General features: G+C 71.5%; 22 protein-coding genes. 15 read left to right on the top strand and 7 right to left on the bottom strand.

Going from position 1 to position 20,680, the window contains the following annotated elements; all coding sequences use genetic code 11:
- Positions 1-84: 84 nt before the first annotated feature.
- The 3 genes from AB5J51_RS12035 (at position 85) to AB5J51_RS12025 (ending at position 2,889) form a co-directional block, all read left to right on the top strand.
- Positions 85-861, top strand: a complete 777-nt coding sequence (locus tag AB5J51_RS12035; protein ID WP_369777687.1) for a class I SAM-dependent methyltransferase — start codon at positions 85-87, stop codon at positions 859-861.
- Positions 862-1,066: 205 nt separating this feature from the next.
- Positions 1,067-1,879, top strand: a complete 813-nt coding sequence (locus AB5J51_RS12030) for a thioesterase II family protein (RefSeq protein ID WP_053788499.1) — start codon at positions 1,067-1,069, stop codon at positions 1,877-1,879.
- A 149-nt stretch (positions 1,880-2,028) separates the two neighbouring features.
- Positions 2,029-2,889 (top strand): metallophosphoesterase, encoded by an 861-nt coding sequence (locus tag AB5J51_RS12025; RefSeq protein WP_136222762.1) that lies wholly within the window; start codon positions 2,029-2,031, stop codon positions 2,887-2,889.
- Positions 2,890-2,925: 36 nt separating this feature from the next.
- On the opposite strand, the gene AB5J51_RS12020 is transcribed toward AB5J51_RS12025, so the two are convergent.
- Positions 2,926-4,242, bottom strand: coding sequence for a LuxR C-terminal-related transcriptional regulator (locus tag AB5J51_RS12020; protein ID WP_369777686.1), 1,317 nt, complete (start codon positions 4,240-4,242; stop codon positions 2,926-2,928).
- A 411-nt stretch (positions 4,243-4,653) separates the two neighbouring features.
- Here AB5J51_RS12020 and AB5J51_RS12015 point away from each other — a divergent pair, with 411 nt between their 5' ends.
- Positions 4,654-5,100 (top strand): type II 3-dehydroquinate dehydratase, encoded by a 447-nt coding sequence (locus tag AB5J51_RS12015; protein WP_053788496.1) that lies wholly within the window; start codon positions 4,654-4,656, stop codon positions 5,098-5,100.
- Between the two features lie 22 nt (positions 5,101-5,122).
- On the opposite strand, the gene AB5J51_RS12010 is transcribed toward AB5J51_RS12015, so the two are convergent.
- Complete coding sequence (locus AB5J51_RS12010) at positions 5,123-5,920, bottom strand: VOC family protein (protein ID WP_136222764.1); 798 nt, start codon at positions 5,918-5,920, stop codon at positions 5,123-5,125.
- Between the two features lie 175 nt (positions 5,921-6,095).
- On the opposite strand from AB5J51_RS12010, the gene AB5J51_RS12005 reads away from it, so the two are divergent.
- Complete coding sequence (locus AB5J51_RS12005; RefSeq protein WP_053788494.1) at positions 6,096-6,950, top strand: sulfurtransferase; 855 nt, start codon at positions 6,096-6,098, stop codon at positions 6,948-6,950.
- A 97-nt stretch (positions 6,951-7,047) separates the two neighbouring features.
- On the opposite strand, the gene sepH is transcribed toward AB5J51_RS12005, so the two are convergent.
- Positions 7,048-8,064: a septation protein SepH gene (sepH, locus tag AB5J51_RS12000; RefSeq protein WP_053788528.1), complete on the bottom strand. Its 1,017-nt coding sequence runs from the start codon at positions 8,062-8,064 to the stop codon at positions 7,048-7,050.
- A 642-nt stretch (positions 8,065-8,706) separates the two neighbouring features.
- Here sepH and AB5J51_RS11995 point away from each other — a divergent pair.
- Positions 8,707-9,429, top strand: a complete 723-nt coding sequence (locus AB5J51_RS11995) for a hypothetical protein (protein WP_369777685.1) — start codon at positions 8,707-8,709, stop codon at positions 9,427-9,429.
- A 24-nt stretch (positions 9,430-9,453) separates the two neighbouring features.
- Here AB5J51_RS11995 and AB5J51_RS11990 read toward each other — a convergent pair whose 3' ends face one another.
- Positions 9,454-10,791: a D-arabinono-1,4-lactone oxidase gene (locus tag AB5J51_RS11990; protein WP_369777684.1), complete on the bottom strand. Its 1,338-nt coding sequence runs from the start codon at positions 10,789-10,791 to the stop codon at positions 9,454-9,456.
- Positions 10,733-11,998, bottom strand: a complete 1,266-nt coding sequence (locus AB5J51_RS11985; protein ID WP_053788491.1) for an MFS transporter — start codon at positions 11,996-11,998, stop codon at positions 10,733-10,735. The genes AB5J51_RS11990 and AB5J51_RS11985 overlap by 59 nt, the downstream gene beginning before the upstream one ends.
- Before the next feature lie 172 nt (positions 11,999-12,170).
- Here AB5J51_RS11985 and AB5J51_RS11980 point away from each other — a divergent pair, with 172 nt between their 5' ends.
- Complete coding sequence (locus AB5J51_RS11980) at positions 12,171-13,355, top strand: ferrochelatase (RefSeq protein WP_053788490.1); 1,185 nt, start codon at positions 12,171-12,173, stop codon at positions 13,353-13,355.
- Positions 13,352-14,155: an inositol monophosphatase family protein gene (locus AB5J51_RS11975; protein WP_369777683.1), complete on the top strand. Its 804-nt coding sequence runs from the start codon at positions 13,352-13,354 to the stop codon at positions 14,153-14,155. The genes AB5J51_RS11980 and AB5J51_RS11975 overlap by 4 nt, the downstream gene beginning before the upstream one ends.
- A gap of 99 nt (positions 14,156-14,254) precedes the next feature.
- Here the strand turns inward: AB5J51_RS11975 and AB5J51_RS11970 are convergent, their stop codons facing one another.
- The gene (locus AB5J51_RS11970) at positions 14,255-14,422 is read right to left on the bottom strand and encodes a hypothetical protein (protein WP_166663107.1); all 168 of its coding nucleotides are present in this window, start codon (positions 14,420-14,422) and stop codon (positions 14,255-14,257) included.
- Positions 14,423-14,666: 244 nt separating this feature from the next.
- On the opposite strand from AB5J51_RS11970, the gene AB5J51_RS11965 reads away from it, so the two are divergent.
- The 4 genes from AB5J51_RS11965 to AB5J51_RS11950 all read left to right on the top strand — a co-directional run bounded on the left by AB5J51_RS11965 (position 14,667) and on the right by AB5J51_RS11950 (position 18,192).
- Positions 14,667-15,320 (top strand): response regulator transcription factor, encoded by a 654-nt coding sequence (locus AB5J51_RS11965; protein ID WP_030154340.1) that lies wholly within the window; start codon positions 14,667-14,669, stop codon positions 15,318-15,320.
- A gap of 5 nt (positions 15,321-15,325) precedes the next feature.
- Positions 15,326-16,570 carry a HAMP domain-containing sensor histidine kinase gene (locus AB5J51_RS11960; protein WP_136222772.1) on the top strand — a complete coding sequence of 415 codons (1,245 nt, stop codon included), beginning with the start codon at positions 15,326-15,328 and terminating at the stop codon, positions 16,568-16,570.
- Between the two features lie 383 nt (positions 16,571-16,953).
- On the top strand, positions 16,954-17,250 hold the full coding sequence (locus AB5J51_RS11955) for a DUF4193 domain-containing protein (RefSeq protein WP_030154344.1): 297 nt from the start codon (positions 16,954-16,956) through the stop codon (positions 17,248-17,250).
- A gap of 12 nt (positions 17,251-17,262) precedes the next feature.
- A complete protein-coding gene (locus tag AB5J51_RS11950; RefSeq protein ID WP_136222774.1) occupies positions 17,263-18,192 on the top strand; it encodes a hypothetical protein in 930 nt (309 codons plus the stop codon).
- A gap of 43 nt (positions 18,193-18,235) precedes the next feature.
- On the opposite strand, the gene AB5J51_RS11945 is transcribed toward AB5J51_RS11950, so the two are convergent.
- Positions 18,236-18,691, bottom strand: coding sequence for a DUF3093 domain-containing protein (locus tag AB5J51_RS11945; protein WP_053788487.1), 456 nt, complete (start codon positions 18,689-18,691; stop codon positions 18,236-18,238).
- Positions 18,692-18,749: 58 nt separating this feature from the next.
- Here AB5J51_RS11945 and AB5J51_RS11940 point away from each other — a divergent pair, with 58 nt between their 5' ends.
- From AB5J51_RS11940 to AB5J51_RS11930, 3 genes are read left to right on the top strand one after another with little or no spacing between them, the layout of a single operon-like run.
- A complete protein-coding gene (locus AB5J51_RS11940; RefSeq protein ID WP_030293857.1) occupies positions 18,750-19,334 on the top strand; it encodes a PaaI family thioesterase in 585 nt (194 codons plus the stop codon).
- Positions 19,334-19,870: a dUTP diphosphatase gene (gene dut / locus AB5J51_RS11935; RefSeq protein ID WP_053788486.1), complete on the top strand. Its 537-nt coding sequence runs from the start codon at positions 19,334-19,336 to the stop codon at positions 19,868-19,870. Before AB5J51_RS11940 ends, dut begins: the two co-directional genes overlap by 1 nt.
- A gap of 1 nt (position 19,871) precedes the next feature.
- Complete coding sequence (locus AB5J51_RS11930; RefSeq protein ID WP_053788485.1) at positions 19,872-20,651, top strand: DUF3710 domain-containing protein; 780 nt, start codon at positions 19,872-19,874, stop codon at positions 20,649-20,651.
- Positions 20,652-20,680 lie beyond the last annotated feature (29 nt).

Here is a 20,680-nt window from a genome sequence, read left to right as displayed (position 1 = left end):
ATGCAAGTCGCGGGATCGGCACCGGTCCCGACCAATTCAAAATGGGTCCGCCGATTTCACTCGGGGCGCTCGCTGGAGGATCACGTGACCGAACAGAACCTTGAGAACTTCTCGCTGGAACACCTCAACCTGGAAGCCGTTTACCAGGGATACAAGGGAGACGCTCCGGTCGGAATCCTCGCGCCGTGGGACATCGCCGATGCCCAGCCGGCCGTGATCGCGGCCGAGGACGCGGGCCAGGTCAGCGGCGACGTGATCGACGTCGGCTGCGGGCTCGGCGACAACGCCATCTTCCTCGCCTCGCGCGGCTACCGGGTCACCGGCATCGACGGGGCGCCGACCGCCATCCAGGAGGCGAAGAAGCGCGCCCGCGCCAAGGGACTCGACGTCGATTTCGCCGTTGCCGACGCGACCAGCCTGGACGGTTACGAGAACCGTTTCGACACGGTCATCGACAGCGGGCTCTACCACTGCCTGACCGAGGACAACCAGCGCCGCTACATGGACGCGCTGTACCGCGCCACCAAGCCCGGCGCGCGGCTGCACCTGCTCTGCTTCGCCGAGGAACTGCCCGCGGTCTTCCCTGTCGCGCAGCGCGTCAGCGAGAAGAACCTCCGTGAGATCGTCGGCAAGCAGTGGAACATCACCGTGCTGCGCCCGGTCCTGTACCAGACCTCGCTCACCCCCGAGAGCATTCGGCAGCTGATCAGCCTGGCGGCCTCCGAGACGGAGGACGTCAGCGAATCGCTGGCCCGCTTCGACCCGGCGCTCGCCTCGAATCCCATCGATTCGGTCGAACTCGACGATCAGGGACGGATCAAGGCTCCCGTCTGGCAGCTCGCCGCGGAACGCATCGGTTAGCGGTAACCGGCCGCCGACGCTGCCGATTTCGTACAGCAGGCGAAGTGTTTCGCCATCCGGCAGAGTGGGCCAGGTTTCACCTGGTCCACTCATCGGCGTTATCAGATATTCCACGCGGGCCTCAGTGCGGACGTCCGGCCGGATTCGGGGCGGCTATCAGGTCGAGGGATGCCCAGCCCGCCAAGCCCACCCTAGGATCTGGAAGATGTCGAAAACAGTGGAGCAATTCGAGAAATGGGTCCGGCGGCGCCCCCCGGCGCCGGACAGTAAAGTCCGCCTCATATGCCTGCCGCACGCAGGCGGATCGGCGAGCTTCTACTTTCCCGTGTCCAAGGCGCTCGCGCCCGCGGTGGACGTGCTGGCCATCCAGTACCCGGGGCGGCAGGACCGACGCCACGAGCCGAACATCCCCAGCATCCCCGACCTGGCGGACCAGATCTTCGCGGCCGTGCGCCATCTCGACGATCTGCCCCTGGCGTTGTTCGGGCACAGCATGGGCGCCGTTCTCGCCTACGAGCTCGCGCTGCGCATGCAGGACGCCGGCCTCCCCTCGCCCGTGCGCTTCTTCGCGTCCGGCCGGCGGGCACCCTCCCGCCACCGCGACGACATGGTCCACCTGGGGTCGGACGCACAGATGGTGGCCGAACTCCGCAAGTTGAGCGGAACCGACTCGGCCATGCTGACCGACCCGGAACTGCTGGAAATGATCATGCCGGCCATCCGCAGCGACTACCGTGCCGTCGAGACGTACCAGTACGAGCCGGGACGCAAGCTGGACTGCCCGGTGACGGTGCTCACCGGAGACAACGACCCCCGGGTCTCGATCGACGAAGCGGCGTCCTGGGAAGCGCACACCACCGGGCCGATGGAGCTCCGGGTGTTCCCTGGAGGCCACTTCTTCCTCACCGGCCAGAGCGCAGACGTGATCGCACTGCTGACGGAGAGGCTGCTCCGCCAGAGCGTCCTGCCGGCATCCTCGGGCGTCCGAGGGGCCGTCGCCCTCGATCGCAGGGCTTGACCGGCACTCGACGAGTGCCAGGAGGAGAGAAGCATGACTTCCAGTTCGCCGCAGCACGCGGCCGCCGCCCCCGCGCGGACGGCTGCGTGCGCGAAGCAGGCGGATGGGTCCCTCCCGGCACCCGTCGTGTGCACCGAACGGGACGCGGGATGACCGGGAAAGCCGCCGGTACGGGCGGGGGACGGTTGCTGGCCATCAGCGACCTCCACCTCAACCACGCCGAGAACCGCGCCCTGGTCGAGCGGATGACACCGGACTCGGAGGACGACTGGCTGCTGGTCGCCGGGGACGTGGGCGAGAACGTGGCCGACATCCGCTGGTGCCTGGAAACCCTCGCGAGCCGCTTCCGCAAGGTCGTCTGGGTCCCCGGCAACCACGAACTGTGGACCCACCCGAGCGACTCCCTCACCCTGCGCGGTGTCGCCCGCTACGAGCACCTGGTCGAGCTGTGCCGCGAACTGGGCGTCACGACGCCCGAGGACCCCTACCCGATCTGGGAGGGGCCCGACGGCCCCGTGGCCGTGGCACCGCTTTTCCTGCTGTACGACTACTCCTTCCTGCCGGCCGGCTGCACCACCAAGGAGGAGGGACTGGCCTACGCGCACAGCACCGGCGTCATCTGCAACGACGAGTACGTCCTGCACCCCGACCCCTACCCGAGCCGCGAGGCCTGGTGCCGGGCCCGGGTCGCCGAGACCGAGCGCAGGCTCGCCGAACTCCCCGACGGCCTGCCCACCGTCCTCGTCAACCACTACCCGCTCGACCGGCACCCGACGGACGTCCTCTGGTACCCGGAGTTCGCCATGTGGTGCGGGACCGGACTGACGGCCGACTGGCACCGCAGGTTCAACGTGGCCGCCATGGTCTACGGCCATCTCCACATCCCGCGGACCACGTACCACGAGGGCGTCCGCTTCGAAGAGGTGTCCGTGGGATATCCCCGCGAGTGGCGCAAGCGCCCGGGCGCGCCGGGGAGGCTGCGCCGGATACTGCCCGTGGAGGCCGGGTGACCGGGTGACCGCGTGACCTGGTGACCGCGCCGGACGTCAGCCGACCTGTGCGAGCTCGGGAGCCGCACTGGAGATACGGCTCCACGTCCGCGTCAGTTCCACCCGGGAGGCCACGTTCATCTTGCGGAAGATCTTCTTCAGGTGGAACGCCACGGTATGACCCGAGATGAACAGGTGCTCGCCGACCTGGGAGTTGGTGAATCCCTGGCTCACCAGCTCGGCCACCGCGGCCTCGGTGACGGTGAGGGAGCCGGCGCTCACACCGTCCTGGCCGGCGTACTGCGGATAGCGGCCGCGTCGCACACCGAGCGAGCGGAGCTTGCTCACGACCCTGCGGGCATCCCGCGGGGCCGCGGAACGCGCATACCCGTCCACCGCCCGTTCGAGGATCTCGACGGCCCTGTCCCGCTCCTGGTCCAGCTCGGAGAGGAGGGTCCCGGCATCCTCGTAGGCGGACGCGCCGGCCCACAGGTCCAGATGTGCTTCGGCCGCAGCGATGACCCGTTCGGGGTCCTCCTCCAGCAGCCCGTCGGCGTGCACCGCCGCCGCCTCTATCGATCGGAGCCCGCGGTTGCGCGCGGCGAGCCCGGCAGCCTCGGAGGCCACCCGCTCGGCGAGGGATTCGTCGCCCAGCTTCCGCGCGGTCCGGACGAGCCAGGCGGCAGCGGCCGGCTGGGAGGCCAGGAGCTCCAGGATGAGCTGGTCGTCCGTGATGATGCCCGCGATGAGATGAGCGGCACTCTTCGCGCCACCCTGTACCTCCAGGAACTGGGCCGCGGCCCAGGCGCACTGACTGGGCCTGTCGACCGTCCGGCCGAGAAGGGCGTCCTGCCGCAGCTGATCGACGAAGTCCAGGCTGACGCTCATGTTGCCCTGGCGCAGAGCGCTCAGTGCCAGCATGGTGTGCGCATCGGGGAGCAGGGAGTTGAGGTCGGCCTGCTGCGCCCTGTGCACACCCCTGCCCGCCAGATCGGCAGCGGAGTCGACATCCCCCCGGGTGAACGCGAGTTCCGCCGCACAGATCAGCGAAGCCGCCACCAGTCCGCCGGTTTCCTCGGCGCGGGCCGTCAGTTCCTCCACGCCGGCGAGCACACGTGCCCCGGAGGCGAGTTCACGGACCCGGACGAGCAGAACGGAATACCAGACCATGGCCGGCCCCACGCAATTGTCCGCGCATGCGGGGTTGGTGCGGGCGGCCACGGCCGCCAGGCGAATCGCCTCGACGAGTTCGCCGCGCGACCAGGCGGAAAACGAGAGCTCGGACAATCTGACCGTCTCGCAGGAGTCGCTCTCGCAGGTGCGCATGACGGAAAAAACCGGGGGCGTCTGCAGGCGAATCAGAGAGTCGAGCATCACATCTCCTGTCATCGGATCATCAGTCGCGCCGCTTCGTCCGAGTGGTGGCGGTGGACGTGCCAGTCATGATTCAGCACCGGGCTACGGGGGGCCGGAGTGCTCCAGCCGGGCTCAAGTGCAGATCAAGACAGCTGCCGGAAGGGAGAAGTTCGGTTCACGGGGCGCGCGCAGCCCCGGTGAACGGAGGCTGCCGCCCACCACGGGCTCTCGCGTCCTGCGCGGCCCGGAGCGTCCTCGGACCGGGCGCGCCCGGCATCGAGCCGGTCCCCAGCGGTCCTCGTGCCGCGGCCCCCGCCGGGACTATCAATTCTGATGATGGCGGCCCGCGAAGGGCGCCGACAGTATGGGAGTCGTTCCGGAGCCCTCCGGTGCAGTGAACGGCGTGGAAATGAATGGCGAGGTGTCCCCTTGAGTGTCGTTCTTCTCTTGAACGGTCCCAACCTGGGCATCCTGGGGCGGCGCGAGCCGGAGATATACGGCACGGACACGCTCGCCGACATCGAAGCGGCGGTCGCCCGGGAAGTGAGCGTCAAGGGGTGGGAGGTCCGCTCCGTCCAGCACGACTCGGAGGGCGACCTCGTCAGCGCCCTTCACCGGCATTCCGGCAGCACGGTCGGAGCGATCGTCAATCCCGGTGCCCTGATGATCGCCGGATGGAGTCTGCGTGACGCGCTGGCGAGCTATTCACCCCCGTGGATCGAGGTGCACCTCAGCAACGTGTGGGCCCGCGAACAGTTCCGGCACGAGTCGGTGATCGCCCCTCTGGCGAGCGGTGTCGTGGTCGGCCTGGGCGCTTACGGCTATCGCCTCGCCGCCCAGGCGCTGATGCACCTGTCCGAGGCGAAGCCCTCGTAGCCCGTACGACGAGGGCCGCCGGTCAGTGGCCGTTGCCGGGACGCGACTCCAGGAGGGTGAACACCGCGCCCTCCGGATCGGTGACCGTGGCCACCCTGCCGGCCAGCCCCTCGCGGGGCGGCTGGACGACGCGCCCGCCGAGCCGGTGGACCCGGGCCGCGGCCGTGTCGGTGTCCTCGACCTCGAAGTACGTCATCCAGTGCGGGCCCCGGTCGTGCGGGAGCGAGCGCCCGACCCCGTGCACGGCGGCGACCGGACGCCCGTCCAGCAGCAGCGTCACGTAGTCGAAGTCCGCGGAGGCCGTGCCGTGCGTCTCGGCCTCGTGGCCGAAGACGTGCTCGTAGAACTTGCCGACGGTCGACGTGTCCTGCGTGACCAGTTCGTTCCAGACCGGCGTGCCGGGGACCCCGGGCTGCCGGGTCCCGATCTGCTCCTCGGCCTGCCAGAGGCCGAAGATCGCCCCCAGCGGGTCGGAGCAGATCGCCAGGCGCCCCGCGGCGCCCGCGTCCAGCGGGCCCACCGCCACCGTGCCGCCGCAGGAGCGGATCGTCTCGGCCGTGGAGTCCGCGTCGTCGGTGGCGAAGTACGTCGTCCAGGCCACCGGAAGATGCCGGTCCGGCGGCATCTCCCCGATGCCGGCCACCTCCTGGCCGTCGAGCAGCGCGCGGACGTACGGGCCGAACGGCTGGGGGCCGGGCTCGTACTCCCAGCCGAACAGGTCGGTGTAGAAGGCCTCGGTGGTCCCGAGGCCGTGCACCATCAGACTCGACCAGCACGGTGTGCCGGGCGGGCGCCGCGTTGCTTCCGGTGCCTCGGTCATGTCAGCCGTCTCCTCCGTCGTCGCTCATCCCGGACCAGATGCTTCCACTCCGGCGGGTCCGGCGCGCCCCGACCGGCCGGGTTTCGCCGGAGCGGGGAGAGATGACCGGATCAGTGCGGCCTGTCGATGTCGGGCTTGTTACACGGGCTGCGGAGCGGGGAGGAAGATGGGCCGTATGACTGCGAACTCCGCGACTTCCGCGATCCTCTCCGCGTCCGAACTGAGGGACGAGCTGGCCGGTTCCCGGCCCCCGGTGCTGCTGGACATCCGCTGGCAGCTGGGCGGCCCGAACCTGCGGTCCGAGTACGAGGCCGGACACCTGCCGGGTGCGGTGTACGTGGACCTCGACCGCGAACTGGCAGGTCCGCCGGGGGCGGGCGGCCGGCACCCGCTGCCGCAGCCGGAGGAGTTCGCGGCGGTGATGCGCAGGGCCGGGGTCTCGGCGGACGTGCCGGTGGTCGTGTACGACGGGGGCCAGGGGTGGGCCGCCGCCCGGGCCTGGTGGCTGCTGCGCTGGACGGGTCACACGGACGTGCGGGTACTGGACGGGGGACTGGCCGCATGGACGGCGGCGGGCGGGCCCGTGACGGCTGACGCGGTGACCGTCGAGGAGGGCGATTTCAAGCCAAACCCGGGGGCGGTGGGGCTGCTGGACGCGGACGCCGCGGCGGCGCTCGCGCGGAGCGGGATCCTGCTGGACGCGCGGGCGGGGGAGCGGTACCGGGGCGAGGTCGAGCCGATCGACCGGGTCGGCGGGCATATTCCGGGAGCGGTGTCGGCGCCGACGACGGAGAACGTGGGCGCGGACGGGCGGTTCCTGGCGGCGGATGCGCTGCGCGCCAGGTTCGCCGGGCTGGGTGTCTCCGGCGAGGCGCCGGTCGGGGTGTACTGCGGTTCGGGGGTCTCGGGGGCGCACGAGGTACTGGCGCTCGAGGTGGCGGGCGTGCCGGCCGCCCTGTACGCAGGCAGCTGGTCGGAATGGTCCACGGACCCGACCCGCCCGGTGGCCACGGGCCCGGCCCCGCAGTAGCCTCCGGCCCCGCCGGCGTTTGAGCCGCGGGGTCCGGGGCGGAGCGGTGCCCCGGGAGGCCGGGCGCAGCCCCGGGCCGCTCGCGCGGCCGGGGCGGCTACTCCTGTTTCTTGCGGCGCGTGCCGAAGACGATCTCGTCCCAGCTCGGGACCGCCGCTCGGCGGCCCGGGCGGACGCCGTCGGCCTCCGCCTGGCGGTCCGTGGTGCCCGTCAGGCGGTCCCGGTGGCCCGCCACGGTCCGCGGCATCAGGACGTCCGCGTACGCGGCGCCGGCACCGGCACTCGCCGAAGCCGCCGGGGGCTCCTCCGCCTCCGGTTCCTCCGACGGCGGCTCGGTGCGTTCCGGGACCACCAGGTCGCCGCGGAAGCTCGGCACCGCCTCCAGCAGGCTCGTCAGCGTGTCCCGCTCCTCCTCCGGCTCCGGGGCCGGGGTGACGGGTCGTTCCAGCTGGCGGTCGAGCGCGCGGTCCAGCGGCCGGTCGCGCGGCAGCCGCGCGATCCTCGGCACGAACGGAAAGCTCGGCTCCGGCGTCGCCGGAAGGTCGTCCGCCTCGCCGATCAGGGAGCGGGCCTCGTCGTCCACGGCCACCACCAGCCGGCGCGGCGGGTCGTACGTCCAGCTGGCCGAATGCGGTTCGCCCGCGACCCGGTAGACCAGCAGGACCTCCCAGGTGCCGTCGTCACGGCGCCAGGAGTCCCACTGCACGGACTCCTTCTCGGCGCCGCGCAGCGTGAGCCGCTCCTGCACGGCCTCGCCGAGCTGGGGTCCGGTGTTCTCGCCGGGGCGGCGTACGGGGGTCTTGCGGGCCCGCTCCGCCATGAACGCGCGCTCGGCCAGCACCGGGCCCTCGAAGCGGCGTACGCGGTCGACGGGGATGCCGGCGAGTTGAGCGACCTCCTCAGCGGAGGCACCGGCCCGTATGCGGGCCTGGATGTCACGGGGGCGGAGGTGGCTCTCCACCTCGATCTCGATCTGGTTCAGGCGTGCGCGGTCGTTGCGCACGGCAGCGCGCAGCCGCTCGTCGATCGGAAGCGTGTACTCCGTGCTGTCCGCAGCCTTGAGCACCAGTCGTGTGCCGTCATTTGAGACGGCCACGACACGCAGTTCGGGCATGGGGACCTCCCGGGTGGTGCCTGCCGACGTCACGTGCGTCGCTGCTTCCGCTAGTCGAGTGTGGCCTGCCCGGGTGCAGCCTGCCACAACCTTGCCGAGTTCAACCGGCGTGTCGGGCATGCGCCCTTGATCGCCGTTATGGCACGGTTACCTGTTGGGCACACACAGTGACCGAACGGTTACTGTGCGCAGCAGGAACCCGTGCAATGCCGCGGGATCACCGGTCTCGAGTGCCGTTTCTCCATCAGTCGGCCCCCTCTCCCGAGTCCGGACATCCGTAAGGAAGGACGGCCCCAGGGCTCGCCACAGTACTCCATTCGGGCCACCTGGGTGGACCGCCGCGCCGCCGAACTTGTCGTGGGCGGTGGGAGTTGGGCTGCCCTGAATCGGGCCGGACCTGCGGCCGCGCCCGTTTTCGGGTGTCTTGCTTCACAGAATCCCCAGAAACGGAACTATCCCTTTCGCCCGGCGGTCAGTAACTGCTGAGAGCGGTGAAGCGCGAGAGGTCGCGAGAGGCAGCACACGCAGGGGATGAGGATGGGTCGGAAGGCCGCGCCGGCAGCCGGACCGGGGTCCGGGACGCAGGGGACGCAGGGGACGGAGGGGACGGACGGGACGGAAAAGAAGAGGCTCGATCTGAGCGTGGCCCAGATCGCGGGTTCCTCCCTCGCCACCGTCGCGGCGGCCCTGCTCGCCTCGCAGCTCGGCGTCTACGGGACCATCCTCGGCGCCGGCGTGGTGAGCGTGGTCGCCACCGCCGGCGGCCCCGTCATCCAGCACCTCTTCAAGCGCACCGGCGACCAGCTGCGCGAGAGCGCCCGTCCCAGGGCCCGTCAGGTCCCGCTGCCCCATGGGGAGGAGGCGGCCGGCGGCACCCTGCTGCTCCGTGCGGTCCCTCCCTCCGAGGAGTTCGGCGAGGCCACCGTGCACGGCACCCGCGTACGGGGCTGGAAGCGCACGGCGGTGGCCTCGGGCGCGGCCTTCGCCCTCGCGCTCGGCGGCCTCGGCGCGTACGAGGCCTTCTCCGGTACGGCGATCAGCCAGGGCGGCGGAACCATCTGGTCCGGCGGCACGCACAAGGTGAACGACGGCGGGCCCGCCGGCCCCGGGAAGGAACCCGGCACCGGCGGGAAGGGCGGCGGATCCTCCGGGTCCGGGACCTCCCCGAGCCCTTCGGCTCCGCACGGCGGCCGCGGCCCGGGCGAGAGCCCCGGCCCCGGGCCGTCGGCCCCGGACCCCTCGGGCTCCCCGGGCCCGGACTCCGGGCGCCCGACGCCGAGTCCGAGCCCGCCGATGCCGAGCCCGAAGCCCACCCCGACCCCGACGCCCACACCCACGGAAAGCCCCACACCCCATGAGCGCTGAGCGTGGGCAGGGGCCCGGCCGGGGCTACTCGCCCAGCACCCGCCGCAGGTAGTCGTTGCCGAACAGCCGCTCCGGGTCCAGCCGGTCCCGCAGCGCGGTGAACTCGCCGAAGCGCGGGTAGACGCGGGCGAAGTACTCCGCGTCCCGCGTGTGCACCTTGCCCCAGTGCGGCCGTCCGCCGTGCGCCGTGAAGATCCGCTCGGCGGCCGTGAAGTAGGCCTGGTACGGGGTGCCCTTGTACATGTGCACCGCGATGTACGCGGTCTCCCGCCCCGAGGCCGTCGACAGCGCGATGTCGTCCGCCGGGGCCGTGCGCACCTCCACCGGGAAGCTGATCCGCAGCCCGGAGCGGTCGACCGTCGCCTTGAGCTCCCGCAGCGCCTCGACGACCTGCTCGCGCGGAAGGGCGTACTCCATCTCCACGAAGCGCACCCGGCGCGGGCTGGTGAACACCTTGTACGGGATGTCCGTGTAGGTGCGCGCGGACAGGGCGCGGCTCGCGATCCGGGCGATGGAGGGGATGGTCGCCGGGACCGCGCGGCCCAGCGAGTTGACGGCCTGGAAGAGGCCGTTGGACAGCAGTTCGTCCTCGACCCAGGCGCTCACCGCTCCGGGCGGGGCGGCGGGGCCCTGGCTGCGGTTGTTGCGCTTGGTGTTGCAGTTGCCGGTGTGCGGGAACCAGTAGAACTCGAAGTGTTCGTTCTCCGCGAAGTGCTGCTCGAACTCTGCGGTCACCCGGTCGAAGCCCATGGGCTCCTCACGGGCAGTCAGGAAGAAGATCGGCTCCACGGCGAACGTGATCGCCGTGACGACGCCGAGGGCTCCGATGCCGATCCGGGCGGCCGCGAAGACCTCCGGATTCTCCTTCTCGGAGCAGGTGAGCAGGCGGCCGTCCGCCGTGACCAGCTCCAGACCGCGGATCTGGGCGGCGATGGAGGCGGAGTCCCGGCCGGTGCCGTGGGTGCCGGTGCTGGTGGCGCCGGAGACCGTCTGCTCCATGATGTCGCCCATGTTCGTGAGCGACAGGCCCTCCCGGGCCAGGGCCTGGTTGAGGTCCTTGAGCACCGTGCCCGCGGCCACCGTCACGGTGCCGGCGGTCCGGTCGATCTCCCGGATCCCGGCCAGCGCCTGCGGGCGTACGAGCAACCCGTCGGTGGCGGCGGCCGCGGTGAAGGAGTGGCCGGTGCCGACCGCCTTCACCTTCATCCCGTCCTCGGCGGCCCGGCGGACCGCCTCCTGAAGCTCCCCGACCGAGGCCGGGGTCACCACCCGGGCGGGTGCGGCCGTGACGTTGCCCGCCCAGTTACGCCACGCGCCCGCTGTCGCCGGCCCGTTCTTCCCTGCTGCTGTCGCCGTCCCCATCGCTAGAGGGCTCCTCCCCTTGCGCCGGCCTCGTCAGCCGGCGGTAACCCGCGAACGCCACCGCCGCCGCGGCGGTCCCCGCCGAGACCGAGACGACGAACCCGCGCTGAGCCCCGGCCGCGTCGATGACCAGACCGGTCACGGAGGAGCCGACCGCGATACCGACGGCGAGGCCGGTGGTGATCCACGTCATGCCCTCGGTGAGCTTCGCGCGTGGTACGTGCGCCTCGATCAGGGCCATCGTGGTGATCATCGTGGGAGCGATGGCGAGGCCCGAGACGAAGAGCGCCACGGCCAGAAACGGAAGGTTCCCGGCCAGTAGGAGGGGGATCATACTCACGGCCATCGCACAGATGCCCAGTACCCACCGGCGTTCGGTCCGGCCCTTGAGATGGAGCAGGCCGAAGACGATGCCGGCCAGACAGGATCCGGCCGCCCAGATGGCCAGGATGAAACTGGCGGCGGACTTGTGGCCCTGCTCCTCGGCGAAGGCCAGGGTGGACACGTCGATGGACCCGAAGATCGCACCCGTCGCCACGAACGTGGCCGTCAGCACCTGCAGGCCGGGGGAGCGCAGTGCGGAGGTCCGGTCGCCGTCCTGGCTGCGGGGGTGCGGCGGCGGCTCCGTGGAGCGCTGCGCCGTGAGCAGCCAGACGCCGACGAGCAGGCAGCCTGCCGCGATCACCGGCCCGGCCTCCGGGAACCAGGTCGTGGACAGCCCGATCGCCAGGATCGGTCCGAAGATGAAGCAGACCTCGTCCACCACGGACTCGAAGGAGTACGCGGTGTGCAGCTCGCGCGGGGCGTCGTGGTAGAGCACCGTCCAGCGGGCGCGGATCATCGAGCCGACGCTCGGCACGCAGCCCGCGACGGCCGCGAAGACGAAGAGGGTCCAGTCGGGGAGGCCGTTCGCCGCGGCCAGCACCAGGGCGATGACGGAGGCGACGGAGATCAGGGTCGCGGGGCGCAGCACCCGCCGCTGCCCGTACTGGTCCACCAGCCGGGACACCTGCGGGCCGATGAACGCCGCGGCCAGGGCCAGGGTGCCGGTGAGGGCACTGGCCATCGCATACCGCCCCGTGATCTCGGAGATCATCGTGAGGATGCCGACGCCCACCATGGAGATCGGCAGCCGGCCTATGAGGCCGGCGGCGCTGAAGGCCTTGGTGCCGGGCGCTGCGAAGATCGCGCGGTAGGGACTGGGCAAGGTCTCTCCGTAAGGGACGTCATTGGCCCATACAGGTTACGACCGCCGACAGGGCACCCGCACGGGGAAGAATCGAACATTGGAACTTAGGGTTACCTTACCTATGTCGAGGTGTGGGACGCGTGGCCGGGCCGGTTCCCCGGCGCGGACGCCGGGTGGCAGGATTCGAACCATGTCAGACCAGCTCCGCGCCGCCGCCCCGCCATCGGCCGAAGGCCCCGCCGGCCCCTACGACGCCCTCCTGCTGCTCTCCTTCGGCGGCCCCGAGGGGCCCGACGACGTCGTGCCGTTCCTGGAGAACGTCACGCGCGGGCGCGGCATCCCGCGCGAGCGGCTCAAGGAGGTCGGGCAGCACTACTTCGGCTTCGGCGGGGTCAGCCCGATCAACGCGCAGAACCGCGAGCTGCTGGACGCGCTGCGCAAGGACTTCGCCGAGCACGGACTGGACCTGCCCGTGTACTGGGGCAACCGGAACTGGGCCCCGTACCTCACCGACGTGATGCGGGAGATGGCCGCCGACGGGCGCCGCCGGATCGCGGTGCTCGCGACCAGCGCGTACGCCTCGTACTCGGGCTGCCGCCAGTACCGCGAGAACCTCGCGGACGCGCTGGCGGCACTGGCCGGGGAGGGCGTCGCCGAGCTGCCGAAGGTCGACAAGCTGCGGCACTACTTCAACCACCCCGGCTTCGTGCAGCCGATGATCGACGGGGTGCTCGCCGCGCTGGAGTCGCTGCCGCAGGAGGTGCGCGCCGGCGCGCACCTGGCCTTCACCACGCACTCGATCCCCACCGCGGCCGCGGACACCTCCGGCCCCGTCGAGGAGCACACCGCCGACGGCGAGGGCGGGGCCTACGTCAGGCAGCACCTGGACGTGGCGCAGGTGATCGCGGCCGCGGTGCGGGCCGAGACGGGCACGGAGCTGCCCTGGGAGCTCGTCTACCAGTCGCGCAGCGGCGCCCCGCACGTCCCGTGGCTGGAGCCGGACATCTGCGACCACCTGGAGGCCCTGCACGGCGCCGGGGCGCCCGCGGTGGTGATGGTGCCGATCGGGTTCGTCTCGGACCACATGGAGGTCCTGTACGACCTCGACACGGAGGCCACGGCGAAGGCGGCGGAGCTCGGGCTCCCGGTCGCCCGGTCGGCCACGGTCGGAGCCGACCCGCGGTTCGCGGCGGCGGTACGGGAACTGGTGCTGGAGCGCGCCGCGGCGGAGCGGGGCGAGCCGGTGGAGCGGTGCGCGCTCGGGCTGCTCGGGCCCAGCCACGATCTGTGCGCGGTGGGCTGCTGCCCGGCGCGCGGCCCCCGGCCGGCGGCCGCGGGCGTCGACAGCCCGTACGCCTGGGAAGGGCGAGCGTGATCTCCGAACAGCTGAAGGCCGAACTGCTGGACGTGGGCCTGGACGCCGCCCGGCAGGCCGGGGAGCTGCTGCGCGACGGCCGGCCGGCCGATCTCGCGGTGGCGGCGACGAAGAGCAGCCCGATCGACGTGGTGACCGAGATGGACATCGCGGCGGAGAAGCTGATCACCGGCATCCTCGCGCGGCGCCGGCCCGAGGACGGGCTGCTGGGCGAGGAGGGCGCGGACAGCCCCGGGACGAGCGGGGTGCGGTGGGTCGTGGACCCGCTGGACGGCACCGTCAACTACCTGTACGGGCTGCCGAGCTGGAGCGTGTCGATCGCCGCCGAGTACGAGGGCAGGACCGTCGTCGGGGTCGTGGCGGCCCCGATGCGGGGCGAGACGTACCACGCGGTGCTCGGCGGCGGGGCCTGGCTGGGGAAGGTCCGGCTGGCCTGCCGGGCGGCCGCTCCGCTGGACCAGGCGCTGGTCGCGACCGGGTTCGCGTACCTCCAGGCGCGCAAGGAGCAGCAGGCGGACGTCGCGCAGCGGGTGATCCCGAGGGTGCGGGACATCCGGCGGGGCGGATCGGCGGCGCTGGACCTCAGCGACGTGGCCGCAGGGCGGCTGGACGCCTACTACGAGCGGGGGCTCAACCCCTGGGACCTGGCCGCGGGCGAGCTGATCGCCCGGGAGGCCGGGGCGCTCACGGGCGGGCGGCCCGGCCGGCCGGCCTCGGGGGAGCTGGCGCTCGCCGCCACCCCGGCGGTCTTCGCCTCGCTGCAGCCGCTGCTGGAAGAGGCCGGGGCCTGGCACGACTGAAGGGCCGCGTCACGACTCGAGGGCCGGGCATGAGGGAACCCCGGCTGCCGCGTGCGGTCGCCGGGGTTCGGGTCGGACTGGTGGGGTCAGGGAGGTACGTCAGCAGACGGAGACGGGGACCCCGTGCTCCGCGGCGAGGCGCTGGAGATCTTCCAGTTCCGCCTGCTCCACTTCCACGAGGAAGTCGTCGCCCGTCTCACGGGCCTGCTTGAGGTCCGACTGCGTGGCCCGGATGCGCTGCAGGAGACCCGCGGTGAATGCGTCCATGGTGGGTTCGCCCCCTCTTCGTGGGTCGGCGGCGGCACGTGGCAGTCCGCCGTCAGGGAGTGGTTGGGGTGTGCTGACGTCCTCCCCGGCACCCTGGGCCCAGAAACCTCGAGAGACGAGGGAATCCACACTTCCGGCCCGCGCAGGCCCCCGAGCGACGCCTTACAGCCGGTTTACGGCCGAAACGTGCAGGATGGACGACGCAATACACGTGTGCCCTCAGGGCTCGATGGAAGGAAACGACGTGCGCGTACTCGTCGTCGAGGACGAGCAGCTGCTCGCCGATGCGGTGGCCACCGGGCTGCGCCGGGAGGCCATGGCCGTGGACGTCGTGTACGACGGCGCCGCGGCCCTGGAGCGCGTCGGGGTGAACGACTACGACGTGGTCGTGCTCGACCGGGACCTTCCGCTCGTGCACGGTGACGACGTCTGCCGGAAGATCGTCGAGCTCGGCATGCCCACCCGCGTGCTGATGCTGACGGCGTCCGGAGACGTGAGCGACCGGGTGGAGGGCCTGGAGCTGGGCGCGGACGACTACCTGCCCAAGCCCTTCGCGTTCAGCGAGCTGACCGCCCGCGTGCGCGCCCTGGGGCGGCGCACCACCGTGGCCCTGCCCCCCGTACTGGAGCGGGCCGGCATCAAGCTGGACCCGAACCGGCGGGAGGTGTTCCGTGAGGGCAGGGAGGTACAGCTGGCGCCCAAGGAGTTCGCGGTGCTGGAGGTCCTCATGCGGAGCGAGGGGACCGTCGTCTCCGCCGAGCAGCTGCTGGAGAAGGCATGGGACGAGAACACCGACCCCTTCACGAACGTGGTGCGGGTGACGGTCATGACCCTGCGGCGCAAGCTCGGGGAGCCGCCGGTCATCGTGACCGTGCCTGGCTCCGGATACCGGATCTGACGCGGGTGGCGGCGACCCCGGCACCACCGACGGTGCCGCCGAGACCGACCTGGGACCCCGGCCAGCCCGAGGGTCCCTTCCCTTGGCTGCGACCGACCATCCGCATACGCCTCACGCTGCTGTACGGCGGGATGTTCCTGATCGCGGGCATCCTGCTGCTGTCGATCATCTACCTGCTGGCGGCGCAGGCGCTGCGCGAGGGCAACGGACTGCCGTTCAAGATCGTGGGCGGTACGGACATCCAGGTCACCAGCACCTGCCCCGGCGTGGTCGGCAAGGGCCAGATGTACGACCAGTTCAACGCCGCGATCAACACCTGCATCCTGGAGCAGCGCAGGCACGCCCTGGACGACCTGCTCAGCCGGTCGCTGATGGCCCTGCTCGGCCTCAGCATCATCGCGTTCGCCTTCGGCTACGCCATGGCCGGCCGGGTGCTCCAGCCGCTCGGCAAGATCACCCGGACCGCCCGCCGGGTGGTCGGCTCCGACCTGACCCGGCGGATCGAGCTGGACGGGCCGGACGACGAGCTCAAGGAGCTCGCCGACACCTTCGACGAGATGCTCGACCGGCTGGAGCGGGCCTTCACTGCCCAGCAGCGGTTCGTCGCGAACGCCTCGCACGAGCTGCGCACCCCGCTGGCGATCAACCGGACGCTGCTGGAGGTGCACCTGTCGGATCCGGGTGCGCCGGTGGAGCTCCAGCAGCTGGGCAAGACGCTGCTGGCCACCAACGAGCGCAGCGAGCAGCTCGTCGAGGGCCTCTTGCTGCTCGCGCGCAGCGACAACCAGATAGTCGAGCGCAAGCCCGTGGACATGGCCGAGGTCGCCTCGCGCGCCATCGACCAGGCGCGCGGGGAGGCGGCGGCGAAGGGCGTGGAGATCCGCGGCGAGCGGGCGCTCGCGGTGGTCCAGGGCAACGGCGTCCTGCTGGAGCGGATCGCGCTCAACCTGGTGCAGAACGCCGTCCGGTACAACGTGCCGGAGGACGGCTGGGTCGAGGTCACCACGGAGTGCCAGCACGGTCAGGCGGTCCTCCTCGTGTCGAACACGGGTCCCGTCGTTCCCGCGTACGAGGTGGACAACCTCTTCGAGCCCTTCAGACGGCTGCGTACGGAGCGCACGGGCAGTGACAAGGGTGTGGGGCTCGGTCTGTCGATCGCGCGCTCTGTGGCGCGCGCACACGGCGGGCGGATCTCGGCGACGCCCCGCGAGGGCGGTGGCCTCGTGATGCGTGTCACTTTGCCCCTCTGAGCTCCTCGCCGCTTGTTCGCTGTTGGCTGAATGACCGGAGGGTGGGGAGGGTGGCGGCTGTGTGATCGATCACATTGTCGAGTGTTGGGTCATGTGCGTTCAGTGACCCGGGAAGAGGCCGGAAAGCCCGGGAAGTCCGGGTTTCCCGCCCCTCGAACGGCGGGAAATACACGGGGTGGCGTTTGTGCAAGACGGCCCCCGGACCGTGTACGGTCCCGGTCGTCATCCCAGCCAATCGCTCCTTCAGGTGTGCGGCTGGGTGTCGATTGAGTAACAGACCTTGATGTGAGGCAAAATCTCCGCCTCAGGTCGGGCACAAGTCCGGCCTCTCGCGCGTTACGTGCGCTGAGACACCGCTAAATCCCAGAGGGGGAGAGCGAAAAATGGCAACGGACTACGACACCCCACGCAAGACCGACGACGACGTCGACAACGACAGCATTGAAGAGCTGAAGGCCCGGCGCAACGAGAAGTCGTCCTCGAGCGTCGACGTCGACGACTTCGACGCGGCGGAGGGCATGGAGCTCCCCGGCGCGGACCTCTCCAACGAGGAACTGGCCGTCCGTGTTCTGCCCAAGCAGGCCGATGAGTTCACCTGCATGAGCTGCTTCCTGGTGCACCACCGCAGCCAGCTGGCACGAGAGAAGAACGGTCAGCCGATCTGCCGCGACTGCGACTGAGAGGCGTCGGCCGTGACCGGCTCGACACCGTTCCGGAAGCGGCGCTTCCGGAAAGCTGGTGATCCGGCGGAGACGCAGGCGGGAGCCACGGGCCCGGAAACGGGCCCAGGAGCCCCCGGCGTAGCCGACGTGTCCTCCGGCACCGCCGCGGCGGTGCCGTCGGCCACAGAGTCCGACGAGGCGGCCCGGCGCAGGTCCGGGGCTCGTCGGCTGCAAGCGGTCAAGAGCGTCAAGAGTGGTGTGCGCAAGGGCGGCGAACATGCCAGGGCCGCCGTCCTGCACATCGCGGACCGCATCATCGAGAACGCACCGCGCGTTCCGGTTCGGGACCTCGCGACCCTGCGCGCGCAGTTCCCGGGCCTCGGTCCCGATCAGCTTGCCGACAAGCTGATCGCGGGCGCCTCGTACGGCACCTCCACCGTGGGCGCGGGCATCGGAGCCGCGGCCATGCTGCCGGTTCCGCCCGCGATGCCGGCCGAACTGGCCGCCGAGGTCACCGGCGTCGCGATGATCGAGCTGAAGCTCATCGCGGAGCTACACGAGGTGTACGGCCTGCGGGCCCCCGGCAACCTCAAGGACCGCAGCCTCGCCTACCTGACCTCGTGGACGGAGGAGCGCGGGGTGGACCTGACGAAGCCGACGACGCTGAACATCGCGCTCGGCGGTCAGATGAAGCGCGAACTGCGCCAACAGATCCTGAAGCGGACGTTCCGCAACCTGCCGAATCTGATGCCGTTCATGGTGGGCGCCGCCGTCGGGGCGGTCATGAACCGCCGGGACACCCGCAAACTCGCCGAGAAGGTCCGTGCCGACCTGCGGAGCCGAGCCGTGGCGTGGGACTCGCTGCCGCAGCTCCCGCCCCTTGAGCAGCCCTCCGAGCCCCTTCCCGAGGTCGCCAGGGCCGTGCTCGAAGGGCCTGCCGGCGACCCGCCCCCGATCTGACCCGCGGCCCGGCCGCGGGTCCGGCGCCCGGCCCCCCGTCCGGTCAGCCCTTGGCCGACCGGATCGCCGAGGCCAGGGCCTGCGGCTCCCGGGTGGAGACGTACGCGTACGGGGTCGGGTCCTCGGGATCGGTGATCGGGATGCGCACCGCCGTCGGGACGTAGCTGCGCAGCAGCATGAAGGCGCGCGTGTCCGCCTTGTACGTGCGCCAGGCGCGCGCCTCCTCCGGCTCCAGCACCTCGGGCTCGCCCAGGGCCGCCACCGGGATCCGGGCCTCGCCGGCCGCCAGCGCACCGTTCACCACGCGCACGCGCGCGGAGCCGTACGAACTCACCACCATCCCGGCCAGCGCCGTGCCCCCGACCAGCCCGGCCAGCAGCGGCAGCGTGCCAAGCGGCAGCAGCATCAACGCGCACGCGAGACCGATGAGTACGGCGATGGCCCACCACGAGCGGGGGGCGGTCAGACGTTCGTCGTGGTGCGCGGGGGAGAGCTGCATGGCACCAAGCCTGCCACGAGGCGACCCACGGGTAGCGGCGCGGGTAAGGTCAGCGGCTGTGAGTGGACGAAACACAACGCTGACGCCCCCGGCCGATGCCGCCGCGCCGGTCCGGCACCCCGACGCCCCGGCACCCGGCGAGCTGCTCGGTGCGCACTACGAGCACTGCTTCGGCTGTGGCGAGGGCCAGCCCCACGGACTCCACCTGGAGGCCCGAGCGGGTGAGGGCGTGCGCGTCACCGCCGAGTTCACCGTCAAGCCCGCCCATCAGGGCGCACCCGGCCTCGCCCACGGCGGCGTCCTCGCCACCGCGCTCGACGAGACGCTGGGCTCCCTGAACTGGCTGCTGCGCGTCATCGCGGTGACGGGACGGCTGGAGACGGACTTCGTACGGCCGGTGCCCGTGGACACCGTGCTGTACCTGGAGGCCGAGGTGACCGCCGTCGCCGGGCGCAAGATCTACTCCACCGCGGTCGGCCGGATAGGCGGGCCCGAGGGCCCGGTCGCCGTGCGCGCAGAAGCGCTCTTCATCGAGGTGAAGGTCGACCACTTCATCGACAACGGTCGGCCCGAGGAGATCCGGGCGGCGATGTCCGACCCGGACCAGGTCAGGCGCGCACGCGCCTTCGAGGTGAACCCCTGATGTCTGACAACAACCGCGCCCCCGTCGACGTGCTGATCCGCCGCGTCGACCCCGAGGTGCCCCTGCCCGCCTACGGCCACCCCGGCGACGCCGGCTGCGACCTGGTGACCACAGAGGCGGCCGTGCTGGAGCCCGGCGAGCGCACCGTACTGCCCACGGGCGTGTCCATCGCCCTGCCCGACGGGTACGCGGCGTTCGTGCACCCGCGCTCGGGCCTGGCCGCCCGCTGCGGGCTCGCGCTCGTGAATGCCCCGGGGACGGTGGATGCCGGGTACCGTGGGGAGATCAAGGTGATCGTGGTCAATCTCGACCCGCGCGAGAGCGTCCGGTTCGAGCGCTTCGACCGCATTGCCCAGCTGGTTGTCCAGAGGGTCGAGAAGGTGCGCTTCCACGAGGTGGCGGAACTTCCCGGCTCGGCCCGGGCCGAGGGGGGTTTCGGCTCCACCGGCGGTCATGCGGCCGTGGCCGGATCCGGCGCTGGTCAGCAGGGTGGGAATGGCTACGCTTCGGTCGTATCCGACCGGGAAGGACAGTGACGTGTTCGGACGTCGCAAGAAGAACGACTCCGCCAGGGACGGCGGCGCGACCGAGCAGGTCGTGGACGGCGTGGCTGCCGATGAACAGGACGGCGGCGAGGAGCAGGACTCCGCGCCCCGCAGGGTGAATCTGCCGCCCGCCCCGCGGCCCGACGGCCCCTGGGACGTCTCCGAGGTGCCCGGTGCGCCGGAGGAGGGTCGCGTCGACCTGGGCGGCATTCTCGTACCGGGTGTCGAGGGCATGGAGCTGCGCGTCGAGGTCGCCGGTGACGCGATCGTCGCCGCGACGGTCGTCCTCGGCGACAGCGCCGTACAGCTGCAGGCCTTCGCGGCGCCCAAGAAGGAAGGCATCTGGGGCGAGGTCCGCGAGGAGATCGCCACGGGCATCACCCAGCAGGGCGGCATCATCGACGAGGTCGAGGGTCCGCTGGGCTGGGAGCTGCGCGCCCAGGTGCCCGTACCCATGCCCGACGGCCAGACCGGCGCCCAGCTGGTCCGCTTCGTCGGCGTCGACGGCCCGCGCTGGTTCCTGCGGGGCGTCATCTCCGGCCAGGGCGCGGTGCGCCCCGAGTCGGCGGGCCTGCTCGAGCAGATCTTCCGGGAGACCGTCATCGTGCGCGGCGACGGCCCGATGGCTCCGCGCGACCCGATCGTGCTGAAGCTGCCGAACGACGCCCAGATGGTGCCGGACGGCGTGCAGACCGAGGACCAGGAGGGCTCCCGCTTCTCCGGCGGCATGGGCCAGCTGGAGCAGGGTCCGACGATCACCGAGGTCCGCTGACCCGGCGGATCCCCGGCTGACTCCCGGGC

Source organism: Streptomyces sp. R33 (genome assembly GCF_041200175.1).
Lineage (GTDB): Bacteria > Actinomycetota > Actinomycetes > Streptomycetales > Streptomycetaceae > Streptomyces > Streptomyces katrae_B.
Note: the sequence above shows the minus strand (reverse complement) of the source record. Positions and strands in the feature narration are given on the sequence as shown.

Bases quoted from the DNA above. Each gene is read 5' to 3' on its own strand.
- AB5J51_RS11955 (WP_030154344.1), top strand. From the start codon at position 16,954: ATGGCAACGGACTACGACACCCCACGCAAGACCGACGACGACGTCGAC.
- AB5J51_RS11980 (WP_053788490.1), top strand. From the start codon at position 12,171: ATGTCAGACCAGCTCCGCGCCGCCGCCCCGCCATCGGCCGAAGGCCCC.
- AB5J51_RS12005 (WP_053788494.1), top strand. From the start codon at position 6,096: ATGACTGCGAACTCCGCGACTTCCGCGATCCTCTCCGCGTCCGAACTG.
- AB5J51_RS12030 (WP_053788499.1), top strand. From the start codon at position 1,067: ATGTCGAAAACAGTGGAGCAATTCGAGAAATGGGTCCGGCGGCGCCCC.
- AB5J51_RS11945 (WP_053788487.1), bottom strand. From the start codon at position 18,691: ATGCAGCTCTCCCCCGCGCACCACGACGAACGTCTGACCGCCCCCCGC.
- AB5J51_RS11970 (WP_166663107.1), bottom strand. From the start codon at position 14,422: ATGGACGCATTCACCGCGGGTCTCCTGCAGCGCATCCGGGCCACGCAG.
- AB5J51_RS12010 (WP_136222764.1), bottom strand. From the start codon at position 5,920: ATGACCGAGGCACCGGAAGCAACGCGGCGCCCGCCCGGCACACCGTGC.
- AB5J51_RS12025 (WP_136222762.1), top strand. From the start codon at position 2,029: ATGACCGGGAAAGCCGCCGGTACGGGCGGGGGACGGTTGCTGGCCATC.
- AB5J51_RS12020 (WP_369777686.1), bottom strand. From the start codon at position 4,242: ATGCTCGACTCTCTGATTCGCCTGCAGACGCCCCCGGTTTTTTCCGTC.
- AB5J51_RS11990 (WP_369777684.1), bottom strand. From the start codon at position 10,791: ATGGGGACGGCGACAGCAGCAGGGAAGAACGGGCCGGCGACAGCGGGC.
- dut (WP_053788486.1), top strand. From the start codon at position 19,334: ATGTCTGACAACAACCGCGCCCCCGTCGACGTGCTGATCCGCCGCGTC.
- sepH (WP_053788528.1), bottom strand. From the start codon at position 8,064: ATGCCCGAACTGCGTGTCGTGGCCGTCTCAAATGACGGCACACGACTG.